Raw genomic sequence first — 14,146 nt, 5'->3', positions numbered from 1 at the left:
ATGGCGACAGCGGAAAACGCCGAACTTGTCTTCGTGCCGCTCGGCGGTGTCGGCGAGATCGGCATGAACTTTGCCCTCTACGGCTATGGACCGGCCAATGCGCGCGAATGGATCGTGGTCGACGTCGGCGTCACCTTTCCCGATGCAACCCTGCCCGGCGTCGACCTGGTTCTGCCCGACACACGCTTCATCGAGGAGAATGTCGCCAATCTGCGCGGCATCGTCATCACCCATGCGCATGAGGACCATTACGGCGCGCTCCACGACATCTGGCCGAAGCTCAAGGCGCCGGTGTGGATGACGCCGTTCAGCGCCGGCCTGCTGGAAGCCAAGCGGCAGGGCGAGCAAGGGGCGCCGAAGATCCCGGTGACGATCTACCGGGCCGGCGAGAAATTCACCGTTGGCCCGTTCGAGATCGAGGCCATCCCTGTTGCGCACTCCATTCCCGAACCGATGTCGCTGGCGATCACGACGCCGGCCGGTGTCGTCATCCATACCGGCGACTGGAAGATCGATCCGGCGCCGACGGTCGGGCCGATGACCGACGAGGCGCGCTTCCGAGCCTATGGCGACAAGGGCGTGCTGGCGCTGGTCTGCGATTCCACCAATGCGATGCGGGAAGGGGAATCGCCGTCCGAAGTGGCGGTGGGCGAGGGCCTCAAGAGCGTCATCCAGAACGCCAAGGGCCGGGTCGCCGTCACCAGCTTCTCCTCCAATGTCGGGCGTATCGTCTCCATCGCCAAGGCGGCGCGGGATGCCGGCCGCCAGTGCCTGGTGATTGGCCGCTCGATGAAGCGAGTCATCGATGTGGCTGATGAACTCGGCTATATGGACGGGTTGCCGGAATTCATCGCCGAGGAGGATTACGGCTTCATCCCGCGCGAAAACCTCGTCATCATCTGCACCGGCAGCCAGGGCGAGCCGCTTGCCGCACTTGCCAAGCTGTCGCGCGACGAGATGAAGTCGGTGGCGCTGACGGCCGGCGACACGGTGGTGTTTTCCTCGCGCACCATTCCCGGCAACGAGAAGGCGATCCTCGAAATCAAGAACCGCCTGATCGATCTCGGCATCAAGATCATCGAGGACGGCGATGCGCTGGTGCATGTCTCCGGCCATCCACGCCGCAGCGAATTGCGCAAGATGTATGAATGGGTGCGGCCGCAGATCGGCGTTCCCGTGCATGGCGAAGCGGCGCATCTGGTGGCGCAGGGCTCGCTGATGTCGACGTCCGGTATCGGCCAGGTCGCGCAGGTGCGCGACGGCGACATGCTCAGGCTGTATCCGGGTGCCGCCGCCATCATCGACCAGGTGCCGTTCGGCCGCATCTACAAGGATGGAAGGCTGATCGGCACCGACCAGGCGATGGGCATTCGCGACCGCCGCAAGCTGTCCTTTGCCGGCCATGTCGCCGTCAATGTCGTGCTCGACGACAAATACGAGCTTGCCGGCGATCCCGATCTGGTCGCCATCGGCGTCGCCGAGGCCGACGGCAGCGGTGAGAGCCTGGAAGACCTGATGATCGATGCGGCAATCGGCGCCGTGGACTCCATCCCCCGCCAGCGCCGAAAAGACCTCGACCTGGTCCAGGAGGCGGTGCGGCGCGCGGTGCGCGGCGCGGCCAACGAAGCCTGGGGCAAGAAGCCGCTGGTGACGGTGTTCGTCACAAGATGAGGGAGTAGGGGAGTATGGCAGTAGGGGAGTAGGGAAGAACAGATAGTTTGCACTCTCCAAACTTGTTTTTCGTACTCCCGTACTCCCCTATTCCCCTACTCCCCTAACCGGGAGCACTCTATGCTCGGACGCCTCAACCATGTCGCGCTTGCGGTGCCGGATCTGGCCGCGGCTGCGGCGGTCTATCGCGATACGCTTGGCGCGCGCGTGACCGCGCCGCAGGCGCTGCCGGAGCATGGCGTTACGGTGGTGTTCGTCGATGTCGGCAACACCAGGATCGAGTTGCTCGAGCCGCTCGGCGAAGCCTCGCCGATCGCCGCATTCCTCGCGAAGAATCCGTCCGGCGGCATGCACCATGTCTGCTATGAGGTGGATGACATTGTTGCGGCGCGCGACCGTCTCAAGGCCAGCGGCGCGTGCGTGCTCGGCGACGGCAATCCGAAGATCGGCGCACATGGCAAGCCGGTATTGTTTCTGCACCCCAAGGATTTCTTCGGCACGCTGGTCGAACTGGAGCAAGCATGAGTTGGGTTTCGTTTATCGCCCTGTTCTTCGCCACGTGGTGGGTGGTGTTGTTCGCCGTCCTGCCGTTCAGCATGCGGACGCAGGACGAGGATCGGGACGTGACGCTTGGCACGGTTCCGAGCGCACCGCGCGGACCGCACATGCTGCGCGCCGCGCTGCGCACGACGATCGCCACGCTGGTCCTCATGGGTATCTTCTACGGCATCACGAGAGGGCTTGGCCTCGGTATCGACGACATCCCGCACATCGTGCCGGATTTTAACCAGAGCCCAGCGCATTAGCCGGCTACCGATCGTGTCCGACTATCCCAGCCTAGCCGAGGCTCTGAAATCAAGCTGAGCCAGCAAGGTCAACCCAAAGTAAAGGCCGGGGCGGGTTTGGGCTGACGCAACGTCATGTAGTTTGGTAATCCGTCGTGCTAACCAGATGATTGCACAAAAAAAATGCAAGGCGCGAGGCCTTGCAATTTAAACGCGTCCGATCTGTTTCCGGTGTCCGGCGGCAGCGAGTTACCGCGCCTAGATCGCATCCTCCCAAGACTTTGACCGCGTAGGAGGGCAGATTTTTCTCTACCCTCTCGGTTATGGGGGCACACTAGCCTAAGGCGGGTGAAAATGTCACGAAGAATTTTGCCCAGAAACAGGCAATCTCGTGCTGCAGTGCACAATAGTACGGCAGGCGTTGCTTGCGAAACGCCCAGCAAGCCGCGTGCGGCAATTGCGGCGCCTGTGCAGCGCCTGGGCCGGGTTTCCATTCCGCCATGAAATGGCTATGAAGCCGGGGCAAGCAAGCCTGCGCTGCGCCGATTCCGGCGCCGCCATCCTCTCTCACGGACCAGTTCATGCGTTTGTCGCGCTATTTCCTGCCCATCCTCAAAGAAAATCCGCGCGAGGCCGAGATCGTCTCGCATCGGCTGATGCTGCGCGCCGGCATGATCCGCCAGCAGGGGCAGGGCAGCTTTTCCTGGCTGCCGCTCGGCAAGCGGGTGCTGGACAAGGTCTGCCGGATCATTCGCGAGGAGCAGAATCGCGCCGGCGCACTCGAAATCCTGATGCCGACCATCCAATCGGCCGAGCTGTGGCGCGAAAGCGGCCGCTATGAAGACTACGGCAAGGAGATGCTGCGCATCAAGGACCGGCAAGACCGCGATATGCTCTACGGGCCGACCAACGAGGAGATGGTCACCGAGATCTTCCGCTCCTATGTCAAGTCCTACAAGGACCTGCCGCTCAACCTCTATCACATCCAGTGGAAGTTTCGCGACGAGGTGCGCCCGCGCTTCGGCGTCATGCGTTCGCGCGAGTTCCTGATGAAGGACGCCTATTCCTTCGACCTCGATTATGAAGGCGCCAAGGCCGCCTATAACCGCATGTTCGTTTCCTATCTCAGGACGTTTACGCGCATGGGGCTGCAGGCCATCCCGATGCGCGCCGACACCGGGCCGATCGGCGGCGACCTCAGCCATGAGTTCATCATCCTGGCCGACACCGGCGAGAGCCAGGTGTTCTGCCATCGCGATTATCTTTCGCTGGCAGTGCCCGGCGCAGACACTGATTTTTCGAACGACGCCGAGATCGGCGGCATCGTCACGACGTGGACGACGCCCTATGCCGCCACCGACGAGATGCATGACGAGGCGGCGTGGGAGAAGGTGCCCGCGAGCGACCGGGTCTCGGCGCGCGGCATCGAGGTTGGGCATATCTTCCATTTCGGCGACAAATATTCCAAGCCGATGGGCGCCAAGGTGACCGGGCCGGACGGCAAGGATCATTTCGTTTCTGGCGGTTCCTACGGAATCGGCCCGTCCAGGCTGGTCGCGGCGATCATCGAGGCCAGCCATGACGATAACGGCATCATCTGGCCGGAGGCGGTGGCACCGTTCGATGTCGGCCTGATCAACATGAAGGCTGGCGATGCCGAATGCGACCGCGTCTGCGGCGAGCTGAATGCCGCCTTTGCCGCCGCCGGCAAGGAGGTGCTCTACGACGACACCGACCAGCGGCCGGGCGGCAAGTTCGCCACCGCCGACCTGATCGGGCTCCCGTGGCAGGTGATCGTCGGGCCGCGTGGTGTCGCCGCCGGCGAGGTCGAGATCAAGAACCGCAGGACCGGCGAGCGCGAGACGCTGCCGATCGGCGACGTGAAAAAGCGTTTCGGTGCCGCCGCATGAACGAAGCGGCGGCAGCAAGACCACCGGGCGCCGGGCCTTTTTCCGGCTTCGAACGCTTGGTGGCGTGGCGCTATCTGCGCTCGCGTCGCAAGGAGACGGTGATCTCGGTGATCGCCTCGATCTCCTTCCTCGGCATCATGCTGGGCGTCGCCACGCTGATCGTCGTCATGGCAGTCATGAACGGCTTTCGCGCCGAACTGCTGACGCGCATCCTAGGCGTCAACGGGCACCTGATCGTGCAGCCGCTCGACATGCCGCTGGAGGACTATGCCCAGGTCGCTGGCCGCATCAACGGCGTGCCCGGCGTCAAATACGCCATCCCGCTGATCGACGGGCAGGTGCTGGCGCAAGGCAATGTCGGCGGCGGCACCGGCGCGCTGGTGCGCGGCATACGCGGCGAGGATCTCGGCAAGATCACCATCGTCGCCAACAACATCAAGGAGGGCTCGATCGTCGGCTTCGACACCGGCGAAGGCGTCGCCATCGGCAGCCGCATGGCCGAAAATCTCGGCCTTGTGCTCGGCGATACCATCACGCTGATCTCGCCCGAGGGCGACATCACGCCGCTCGGCACGACGCCGCGTATGAAAGGCTATCCGATAACCGCGATCTTCGAGGTCGGCATGTCGGAATATGACAGTTCCATCGTCTACATGCCGTTTTCCGAAGCGCAGCTTTACTTCAACATGGACGGAAGGGCGCAGACGATCGAGATCTACGCCGACAATCCCGACAATATCGACGCGCTGAAGCCGAAGGTCGAAGAGGCGGCGCAGCGGCCGATCAGCCTTGTCGATTGGCGGGAGCGTAACAAGACGTTCTTCGACGCGCTGCAGGTCGAGCGCAACGTCATGTTCATGATCCTGACGCTGATCGTGCTGGTGGCGGCGCTCAACATCATTTCGGGCCTGATCATGCTGGTGAAGGACAAGGGCCACGACATCGCCATCCTGCGCACCATGGGCGCCACGCGCGGCGCGATCCTGCGCATCTTCCTGATGACCGGGGCTGCGATCGGCGTTGTCGGCACTATCGCCGGCGTGCTGCTCGGCATCGTGATCTGCCTCAACGTCGAGCGCATCCGCCAGTTCTTCTCCTGGCTGGCCAACGAGCGGCTGTTCAATCCCGAGCTTTATTTCCTGAGCCAGCTGCCGGCCCGCATGGATGCCAGCGAGACGATCTCGGTCGTTCTCATGGCTTTGGCGCTGTCATTCCTGGCGACACTGTTTCCGGCATGGCGCGCTGCCAGGCTCGATCCGGTCGAAGCGCTGAGGTACGAATGATGGCCGAGGCCATTATCGAGCTGAAGAGCGTCGAACGCCACTATGTACAGGGGCCGCGCAAGCTGACCATCCTGAACGGCGCCGATTTTTCGCTGAAGCGTGGCGAGATGGTGGCGCTTGTGGCGCCGTCGGGCACCGGCAAGTCGACGCTGCTCCACACTGCCGGGCTGCTGGAGCGACCGGACGCCGGCGACGTGATCCTGGCGGGGCGCGCCTGCGGCCGGCTTTCCGACGACGAACGCACGGCGATCCGCCGCAACGATGTCGGCTTCGTCTACCAGTTCCATCATTTGTTGCCTGAGTTTTCTGCGCTGGAAAACATCATGATGCCGCAGCTGATAAAAGGGCTGCCGCGCAAGGAGGCGGCCGAGCGGGCGGCGCAATTGCTCGACTATATGCAGATCGGCAAGCGCGCGCAGCATCGTCCTTCCGAGCTCTCCGGCGGCGAGCAGCAGCGCGTCGCCATTGCGCGTGCCGTCGCCAATGCGCCGCTGGTGCTTTTGGCCGACGAGCCGACCGGCAATCTCGACCCGGTGACCGCTTCCTATGTGTTCGAGGCGCTGGCAGCGCTGGTCCGGCAATCGGGCCTGGCGGCGCTCATCGCCACCCACAATCACGAGCTCGCCTCGCGCATGGACCGCCGCGTGACGCTCGCCGACGGCAAGGTCGTGCCGCTTTAGGGTGCGCTGCAATTGAGGCGATGACGGCCTGCGAGCTGCCGTGCGCCGTCCCGCCGCCTTTCGCGCGCCTGTCGGCCGCGAAACGCTCGGCATTTCCCTCTCAACCCTTTCTTAACCCTGTCGAATTGACCGGGCGCAAATTCCGGTGACGTCCGGACTGCGATCGTTGACATTCGAACAAAATTAGAACAAAATACGAACATACTAACAACAGGAGAGAGTTATGACCGATCTTGTTCAGGATGTCGTCTCGCTGGTGTGCATGAGCACGTTCCTCATTTCCATGGCAATCTGGATCGGCGCGATGTGAGGATTGAGCTCAAGGGCGGGCTCGATGCTGATGAGCGAGGGCCGCCTTCGCATATTGGCGCAGGCATTGGGCGAGTGTTTCAGCCGGCCTTGCGGGATACTTCGACAGGCGACACCGCGGCGGGCCCGAACACGTCCTCGAAAGCGGATTTCAGCGCCAGGTCGAGGTCGGCCATGGTTACGGGAAGGCCGAGGTCGACAAGGCTGGTGACGCCGTGATCCTGGACGCCGCACGGCACGATGCCGCTGAAATGGCTAAGGTCCGGCTCGACATTGATGGCGATGCCGTGAAAGCTCACCCAGCGCCTCAGCCTGATGCCGATGGCGGCGATCTTGTCCTCGGCCGCCGAGCCGTCGGGCAAAGCGGGGCGGTCCGGCCGAACCACCCAGACGCCGACGCGGTCCTCGCGGCGTTCGCCGCGTACGTTGAAGGCGGCCAGCGAGCCGATGATCCATTGTTCGAGTGCGGCGACGAAGGCGCGGACATCCTCGCGCCGCCGCTTCAGGTCGAGCATGACGTAGGCGACGCGCTGGCCCGGCCCATGATAGGTGTATTCGCCGCCACGCCCGGCGGCAAAGACCGGGAAACGGTCCGGCTCGATCAGGTCCTCGATGCGGGCGCTGGTGCCGGCGGTGTAGAGCGGCGGGTGCTCGACCAGCCAGACCATCTCGCCGGCGCCGCCGCTGCGGATTGCCTCGGCGCGCGCCTCCATTACGGCGAGCGCATCGGGATAGGCGGTGAGCCCGGGCTCGATGCGCCATTCGACCGGCGCCGAGCCGGGCAAGGGCAGGAACGACGTGGCGATCTGGCTGCGCTCTGTCATGATATCTCGTCTCGCCACTCATATGGCGGCAATCGGTACAAACGTCCAGTTCCGGCACGTTCGGCCCTTGAAGAGTTATGCCGATGTCCGGCCGATTATTGCTGGCCGCGCACTTGTTTCACCGGAAACGATTTGCTACACGCCGCGGGCCGGTTGGTTCCGGCTCCTACCACGTGCGGTCGTGGCGGAATTGGTAGACGCGCAGCGTTGAGGTCGCTGTGGGGCAACCCGTGGAAGTTCGAGTCTTCTCGACCGCACCATTAAATTCGTGAACTGGCTCTCCTAACTCGTTGAAATGTCATTCCGACAAATCCCCCTCGCTCGGGGACGCTTGGAATTCCTGCTGTACTGCGATACAGTCTGCGATACAAAATGAGATACATCGCGAGATTGGCCCATGCGAAAAGAGGCCGTCGCAGAGCCCGCCAGGGACCCGGATCGCTACCTCATCCAACGCGACGGGATTTTCTATTATCATCGGCGAGTGCCCGCCAAGCTGGCTGGCATCGACGATCGAGGCAGCTTCATTCGCAAGTCTTTGGGAACGGACGAGCGCCGCCTCGCACGTGCAATGCGCGACAGGCTCGAAGACGCGGATAAAACCCTGTGGGCCGTGCTTCTTTGCGGCGGCGAGATAAGATCAGCACTTGATCAGTATCGTGACGCCGTTCGCCGAGCTGAAGCCATGGGCGTTTCCTACCTTTCAAACGGACAAGTGGCAGGCTTTCAGAATGTTGACGAGATCTTGAAGCGTGTCGAGGCGCTAGAGCGCGTTCAAGCGGCCCCCGCCGTGGCCGACGCTCTCCTTGGCGGTGTGCCAGTGCCGCCGGTCAAAATCTCAGACGCTTTTGATCTCTATGCCGATGAGATTATGGCACATGAAGTTGTAGGCAAGAGCCAGTCTCAGCGCCGAATGTGGAGGAAAGTAAAGCAGAGGGCCGTCAGCAATTTTATCGCCCTGGTCGGCGACAAGCCCATCGGTGAAATCACGCGCGAGGATGGACTGGCCTTCTACCGATTTTGGCTCAAGCGTGTTGCGCCGTTGACCGACGTCGGACCCGCAACACATTCCGCGTCGGCCGGCAATCGAGATCTCGGCAACATGCGGGACCTCTACAGGCGCTATTTCGCTCATCTGGGCGAAGAACAAAAAGGCACCCCATTTGATGACCTCCGCTTTTCGGAGCGTGGCAAGCGCCGTCGTAAACGGCCGTCATTCGACCCCAAATGGATATCCGATCAGATCATGAGGCCTGGCGCTTTAGCATCCCTGGATGCTCAAGCGCGCCGATGCGTTCTGGCGCTGGTCGAGACAGGCGCACGGCCAAGCGAGATATGCAATCTCGACGAGACCGTGATCTTCCTTGACACGCCGGTCCCTTACATTCGCATCACCCCACGAGAGGACGCCGATGATCCGCGCGAAATCAAGACCGAATGGTCCGTGCGAGATGTGCCGTTGGTAGGTGTCGCCTTGGAAGTCTTTAAGAGAAATCCGCAGGGATTTCCGCGCTACCGCAATCGTGAAGAGGCACTTTCTGCAAACCTGAATAAGTTTTTCAAAACACACAAACTTTTCCCGACACCGAAGCACAAGATTTACTCGCTCCGGCACAGTTTCGAGGATCGTATGAAGGAGGCAGGAATCGATAGCGAGCTTCGCAAAATCTTGATGGGCCATACAATAGAGCGGGTAGAGTATGGTACGGGCGGTTCACTGCAATGGCGGCGCGACGAACTCAAAAAAATTGCTTTGCCTTTCGATCCCGCGATCGTTTGAGCCGTTCCTGGACGCGCAGCATTGTGCCCTTCTCTGCAATAAGTTTCTTCTTTTCGCGTTCAAGACGCTCGTAAATCGGAAGATACGCTCGTCCTTTGTTGCCAGCCTTGTGGATAGCTAGGGCGAGCGTATCCAGAGCGCGGTCAAGTCTCTCTAAGGTCACGGGCTCACGAACCGTGCTGACCTGTGGTAGAACACAGGTCATCCTCTGTCCCGTCTGCTTCCTGTTCGGCGATGACACAGACGAGATAATGGCTACAGGCGCAGGTGAAAAAAGCGGTTTGCCTCTGGTATCGTGCAGCGGCGGTACTTCGACGTAGAAATCGGAAAACACGGTCGCGGCAACTGTGTACTGCGCAAGGTAATCACTTACCTCGAACACTATGAAAGTGCCCCTTTCTCGTCCTAGTCTATTCGCGAAGGATTGCGAGGAAGGACAAAATCGCAAGCAGCGAGGTCGCGAAGATCACGAATTTGCTCACTCAGTTGTCAAAGGCCGAGTCTCTGATCCTACGGGATGATTTCAGCAACGGATGGATGGATGTGGAGCACGAATTTGCCCATCGGGTTGCGCTTTGGCACGCCCATGACGTGGTCCACAATCTGATAAACAGCCCGCCACTCTGCCGCGCTGCTAGGGCCGTTCATTTCGGTGTCGTCGATGAAGTTGACAAGGATGAGCCAGGCATTGACGCCGTTTGTACGCAAGAAATTCAGGTGCGCATAGCGATTGGCGAGTTGGTAGAATATCTCGATCCAGGGCGCCTTCGGTTTCGCGCCCATGCCGTCGGCCGTGGCTTCCAACGACCGTTCGATTATCAAACGAGTCAACGCACTGGCGCTGGACCCAGGCGAACAGATTTCACCGATATGCGCCTTGGCCTCAACAAGTAGGATGCTACCGGATGATGTCTTGCCGAGTGCGTCCCATTGAGGTCCACGCCGGGGCCAAAATTCTGCGAGCCGATCTTGGAGTTCTCTATGCCCTATCAGGTCGAGAAACGCGTCATCGCGGTATTCAGCGTAGTCGTCATCACTCCGAGGCGACAGCCATGTGATCTGCCCTGTGTCGCCCAGCAGGGAAGTGATCTGACTGTCGAGAATCTTTGGATGCCGGTTTACGGCGTGCTGTATCCATTTCAGGCTACCTCGTTTGCCAATGGGCTGCCGCACTCGCGTCATATGCTTTCCTCCAAATTGTTCGCCCGATTGATAAGAGTACGCCAGCAATGTGATCGGTTCGTTTACGGATCGCGTTGAATACTGCCAGCCACGTTGTTCGACTGGAGGCGCAGTAGTGGATTATCAAGTCATCGGCCGATTGGAACGTGTAGCGCTTCGCGAAGTCTGGAAACACGAAGCGTATGACTTCACACAATGGCTTCAGCAAAACATCGATGTGCTCAACGATGCCATGGACCTCAATCTTGTTTCTTTGGAGCGAGAGCGGGCGGCCGGATCGTTCAGTATCGATCTCGTGGGCGAAGACGAGTTCGGCGCGACAATCATCATTGAGAACCAATTAGAGAAGAGCAATCACGACCATCTCGGCAAGGTGATCACGTACCTGACGGCTATGGCGGCTAAGACAGCCGTGTGGATTGTGTCGGAGCCGAGACCGGAACACGTCGCCGCGATTACATGGCTTAATGAGGCAAGCAGCGCCAATTTCTATTTGGTGAAGGTCGAGGCTGTTCGCATAGGAGCCTCACCAGCCGCGCCCTTGCTCACCGTTATCGTCGGCCCTTCCGAAGAGACAAAGGACATAGGCCGTACCAAGAAAGAAATCGCCGAGCGACACAACATTCGACATGATTGGTGGAGTCGTTTGCTGGCGCTCCCTGAGGCAAAGTTGCACGCGCATCTCACGCCAAACCAATCGACATGGATCGCGGCGTCATCTGGCGTCCGCGGCCTAAGTTTGAATTACGTGGTGACCCAGGACAACGCCGGAGCCGAACTCTTCATCTATCGTGGCAAGGGTTCAGAGGCTGCCAACAAAGCTATTTTTGATCAGCTTGCCGCACGGAAATCTGAGATCGAAACGTCCTTTGGTGGTCCCCTCAATTGGGAGCGTCTGGACGGGAAACACGGCAGCCGTATCCGCGCCAACATCGTTGGTGGCTACCGCTCTCCTGACGAAGATTGGCAGAGCATTCAGAAAGCGCAAGCTGATGCCATGAACCGGCTGAATACGGCGCTACAGCCGTATATCAAAAAACTCAATGTCGGCACGTAAATCCCCACCATACGAGCCACGTTCGAAAAAAGGCTTCGAAGCCCCCGTGCCATAGGCGTGCGGCATAGATAAGACAAATCTACGAGCGCGCTGCTCAGGCGCCAGGAGCGATGATCGGCTGGAATGGCCCGTCTTTCCAGACCGAACTCGGCCTGCTTCGGTGTTCCGATGCCAACCCCTGTTCAGCCGCTACCAAACAAGTCGCGGAAGTCATGCTCCTTTGCGCATGAAGTCAAGTTGTGAAAGAGCTATCGAAGGGAATTGTGCAAGGCAGCTCAGCTCTGCGCACCCCACAGTTGAACAGCATTCAATCTCGCAGAGGGCACGATGTACTACGCGCATTCGACGGCCGGACCCGTTCGCTCCAATTGGCAACCGTTGAATAGCCATCTCATCGCGGTCGCCGAAGTTGCGCAGCAGTTTGGCGCGCGGATCGGCATTGGACGTGCAACTCGACTAGCCGGCTTGCTTCACGATCTCGGGAAATACACGCCACAATTCCAGGCGCGATTGTCCGGCGCGCAGGAACGGGTCGACCACTCCACTGCGGGCGCAGCCATCGTCGTGCAACTGGCGCGAGCTGTTAAAGCGGACGACAGGATCGTTGCCGAACTGATTGCCTATTGCATTGCCGGTCACCATGCTGGTCTGCCGGACAAGCAGGGAGAGACTTTTTCCACATTGTCCGAACGTCTCGATGGCTTTTCGGCTGCGGGGCTCGATCCTATCTGGAAGTCCGAAATCGCGCCCGAGGTTGCCGATCTCCTGCCGTCGTTCCCCAACTGGGAGAAGACGGACAGGACAAGGGCCGCCTTCCAACTCGGTTTCCTCGGGCGGATGATTTTTTCCTGCCTTGTCGACGCCGATTTCAAGGATACCGAACAATTCTATGCGTGCACGGAGGGGCGGCAGATCGACCGCACCTGGCCGGAGCTGCAATCAATCCTGCCCGGCCTGATCAAGGCCTTCGACACCCATATGGGCGAGAAGCGCAGGTCGGACTCACTGGTGAACGTCTTGCGAACGAACATTCTCGACCATGTGCGTTCACATAGTTCCGAAAAGCCAGGCCTTTTCACGCTGACTGTGCCGACCGGCGGAGGCAAGACGCTTGCGTCGCTCGGCTTCGCGCTCGATCACGCCAAAGCTCACGGACTTGATCGCATCATATACGCCATCCCTTTCACCTCAATCATCGACCAGACGGCGGCGATCTTTCGCGAAGTACTTGGCGACGATGTCGTGCTGGAACACCATTCGGCCATCGAGGACGAAGAACGTCACCCACGTGAACCACGGGATGCCGACAGCACGAAGGCCGACAAAGACAAGCTCAAACTTGCGATGGAAGACTGGGCAGCACCCATCGTGGTGACGACCAACGTGCAACTGTTCGAAAGCCTATTTGCCGCGCGGACCTCGCGCTGCCGTAAACTGCACAATACCGCCAACAGCGTCATCATTCTCGACGAGGCGCAGACCTTACCGCGTCAGCTTCTCATCCCAGCCGTTTGGGCGCTGCGCGAACTTGCCGAGAATTACAACTGCAGCATCGTGCTATGCACCGCCACCCAGCCGGCGCTCGACCAGCAGAAATTTCCCGCAAGGCATCCGGCGGCGCTGCCGCTGGAAGGTCGCGAATTGGCGCCGGATCCCGACCATTTGGCGGAGAGGCTGGAACGTGTCAGGCTGGAGCATCACGGAGTGATGGACGACGTGGCCCTGGTGGCTGAGCTCGGTAAGACCGATCAGGGCCTCGTTGTCGTCAACAGCCGCAAGCATGCGCTGGCGCTCTATCGGCTGGCGAAGGAAGAGAGACTCGATGGCCTCGTCCATCTGACCACGCGCCAATATGCAGCGCACCGGCGCGAGATTCTGGCTGTGGTCAGGCAAAAACTGACGACGGGCGAACCCTGTCGCGTGATCGCGACCTCGCTGGTGGAGGCCGGCGTCGATCTCGATTTCCCGAAGGTGTGGCGCGCGGAAGCAGGGTTGGATCAGATAGCGCAGGCGGCTGGGCGCTGCAATCGCGAGGGGCGGCGACCGGTGGCCGACAGCATTGTCGCTGTCTTCAAGGCGCCGGAAAACCCGCCACCGCCGGAAATCGCGGGATTATCGGCCGACATGTCCCGGATGATGGCAAGGCATGAAAAGCTTTTGTCGCCTGCGGCGATCGAGGATTTCTTCGGCGAAGTATATTGGCGGGTCGGCGCCGAAGGGCTGGATCGTGGGCGCAACGACAGACTGCCCATCGTGGATAAGTTCCGGATCGGCAGCGGCGGTACGAACTTTTCCTATCGCTCGGTCGCCGAGAATTTTCGCATGATCGAGAGCGGCATGGTTCCAGTGATTGTCGCCCGAGACGAACAAGCGAAAGCAGCGATTGCAAAGCTGAGGATCGAGACGGTTCCGTCCGGTGCGATTGCCCGTGACTTGCAGACCTATGTCGTACAAGTGCCGCCGAAGGCACTCGCACGGCTTATCGCCTGCGGCCATGTGAAATTTGCTGAGGAGAGGCTGCGGACTGCCCAGTTTGCGGTGCTCATTTCGCTTAGCCTCTATGACCCGGAAGTCGGCCTCGTTTGGGAGGACGCCGAATATTTATCGCAAGAGGCTATTGTCATTTAGTTCTTGATATGTTCCTTGCGTATTAAATGTCTCTGGG

Annotated in this window: 12 protein-coding genes and 1 tRNA gene; 10 read left to right on the top strand and 3 right to left on the bottom strand. The window is 60.4% G+C overall.

The window, feature by feature from the left end; all coding sequences use genetic code 11:
• The 6 genes from NKH59_RS16230 to NKH59_RS16205 all read left to right on the top strand — a co-directional run bounded on the left by NKH59_RS16230 (position 1) and on the right by NKH59_RS16205 (position 6,329).
• Entirely contained in the window at positions 1-1,671 is a 1,671-nt protein-coding gene (locus NKH59_RS16230) for a ribonuclease J (RefSeq protein ID WP_352450006.1), read from the top strand.
• A gap of 120 nt (positions 1,672-1,791) precedes the next feature.
• Positions 1,792-2,196 (top strand): methylmalonyl-CoA epimerase, encoded by a 405-nt coding sequence (gene mce / locus NKH59_RS16225; RefSeq protein ID WP_352539625.1) that lies wholly within the window; start codon positions 1,792-1,794, stop codon positions 2,194-2,196.
• On the top strand, positions 2,193-2,477 hold the full coding sequence (locus tag NKH59_RS16220) for a DUF1467 family protein (protein WP_352470241.1): 285 nt from the start codon (positions 2,193-2,195) through the stop codon (positions 2,475-2,477). Before mce ends, NKH59_RS16220 begins: the two co-directional genes overlap by 4 nt.
• Before the next feature lie 560 nt (positions 2,478-3,037).
• Entirely contained in the window at positions 3,038-4,366 is a 1,329-nt protein-coding gene (proS, locus tag NKH59_RS16215) for a proline--tRNA ligase (RefSeq protein WP_352539626.1), read from the top strand.
• Positions 4,363-5,649: a lipoprotein-releasing ABC transporter permease subunit gene (locus NKH59_RS16210; RefSeq protein WP_352539627.1), complete on the top strand. Its 1,287-nt coding sequence runs from the start codon at positions 4,363-4,365 to the stop codon at positions 5,647-5,649. Before proS ends, NKH59_RS16210 begins: the two co-directional genes overlap by 4 nt.
• On the top strand, positions 5,646-6,329 hold the full coding sequence (locus tag NKH59_RS16205) for an ABC transporter ATP-binding protein (protein ID WP_254818120.1): 684 nt from the start codon (positions 5,646-5,648) through the stop codon (positions 6,327-6,329). The genes NKH59_RS16210 and NKH59_RS16205 overlap by 4 nt, the downstream gene beginning before the upstream one ends.
• A gap of 389 nt (positions 6,330-6,718) precedes the next feature.
• On the opposite strand, the gene lipB is transcribed toward NKH59_RS16205, so the two are convergent.
• Positions 6,719-7,462 carry a lipoyl(octanoyl) transferase LipB gene (lipB, locus tag NKH59_RS16200; protein ID WP_352539628.1) on the bottom strand — a complete coding sequence of 248 codons (744 nt, stop codon included), beginning with the start codon at positions 7,460-7,462 and terminating at the stop codon, positions 6,719-6,721.
• Between the two features lie 175 nt (positions 7,463-7,637).
• On the opposite strand from lipB, the gene NKH59_RS16195 reads away from it, so the two are divergent.
• Positions 7,638-7,722: transfer RNA gene (locus tag NKH59_RS16195), tRNA-Leu, on the top strand.
• 137 nt (positions 7,723-7,859) lie between these two features.
• Entirely contained in the window at positions 7,860-9,242 is a 1,383-nt protein-coding gene (locus NKH59_RS16190; protein ID WP_353022373.1) for a DUF6538 domain-containing protein, read from the top strand.
• Here the strand turns inward: NKH59_RS16190 and NKH59_RS16185 are convergent.
• Both NKH59_RS16185 and NKH59_RS16180 read right to left on the bottom strand, forming a co-directional pair.
• Positions 9,202-9,624 carry a hypothetical protein gene (locus NKH59_RS16185; protein WP_353022371.1) on the bottom strand — a complete coding sequence of 141 codons (423 nt, stop codon included), beginning with the start codon at positions 9,622-9,624 and terminating at the stop codon, positions 9,202-9,204. The genes NKH59_RS16190 and NKH59_RS16185 overlap by 41 nt on opposite strands.
• Positions 9,625-9,752: 128 nt before the next feature.
• Entirely contained in the window at positions 9,753-10,424 is a 672-nt protein-coding gene (locus tag NKH59_RS16180) for a hypothetical protein (protein WP_353022369.1), read from the bottom strand.
• A gap of 115 nt (positions 10,425-10,539) precedes the next feature.
• On the opposite strand from NKH59_RS16180, the gene NKH59_RS16175 reads away from it, so the two are divergent.
• Both NKH59_RS16175 and cas3 read left to right on the top strand, forming a co-directional pair.
• On the top strand, positions 10,540-11,481 hold the full coding sequence (locus NKH59_RS16175) for a DUF4268 domain-containing protein (protein ID WP_353022368.1): 942 nt from the start codon (positions 10,540-10,542) through the stop codon (positions 11,479-11,481).
• Positions 11,482-11,859: 378 nt separating this feature from the next.
• Positions 11,860-14,109, top strand: coding sequence for a CRISPR-associated helicase Cas3' (gene cas3, locus NKH59_RS16170; protein ID WP_353022367.1), 2,250 nt, complete (start codon positions 11,860-11,862; stop codon positions 14,107-14,109).
• Positions 14,110-14,146: the final 37 nt, after the last annotated feature.

It is taken from the genome of Mesorhizobium sp. M0998, from assembly GCF_040318885.1.
GTDB lineage: Bacteria > Pseudomonadota > Alphaproteobacteria > Rhizobiales > Rhizobiaceae > Mesorhizobium.
This window is presented reverse-complemented; position numbering and strand designations above follow the sequence as displayed.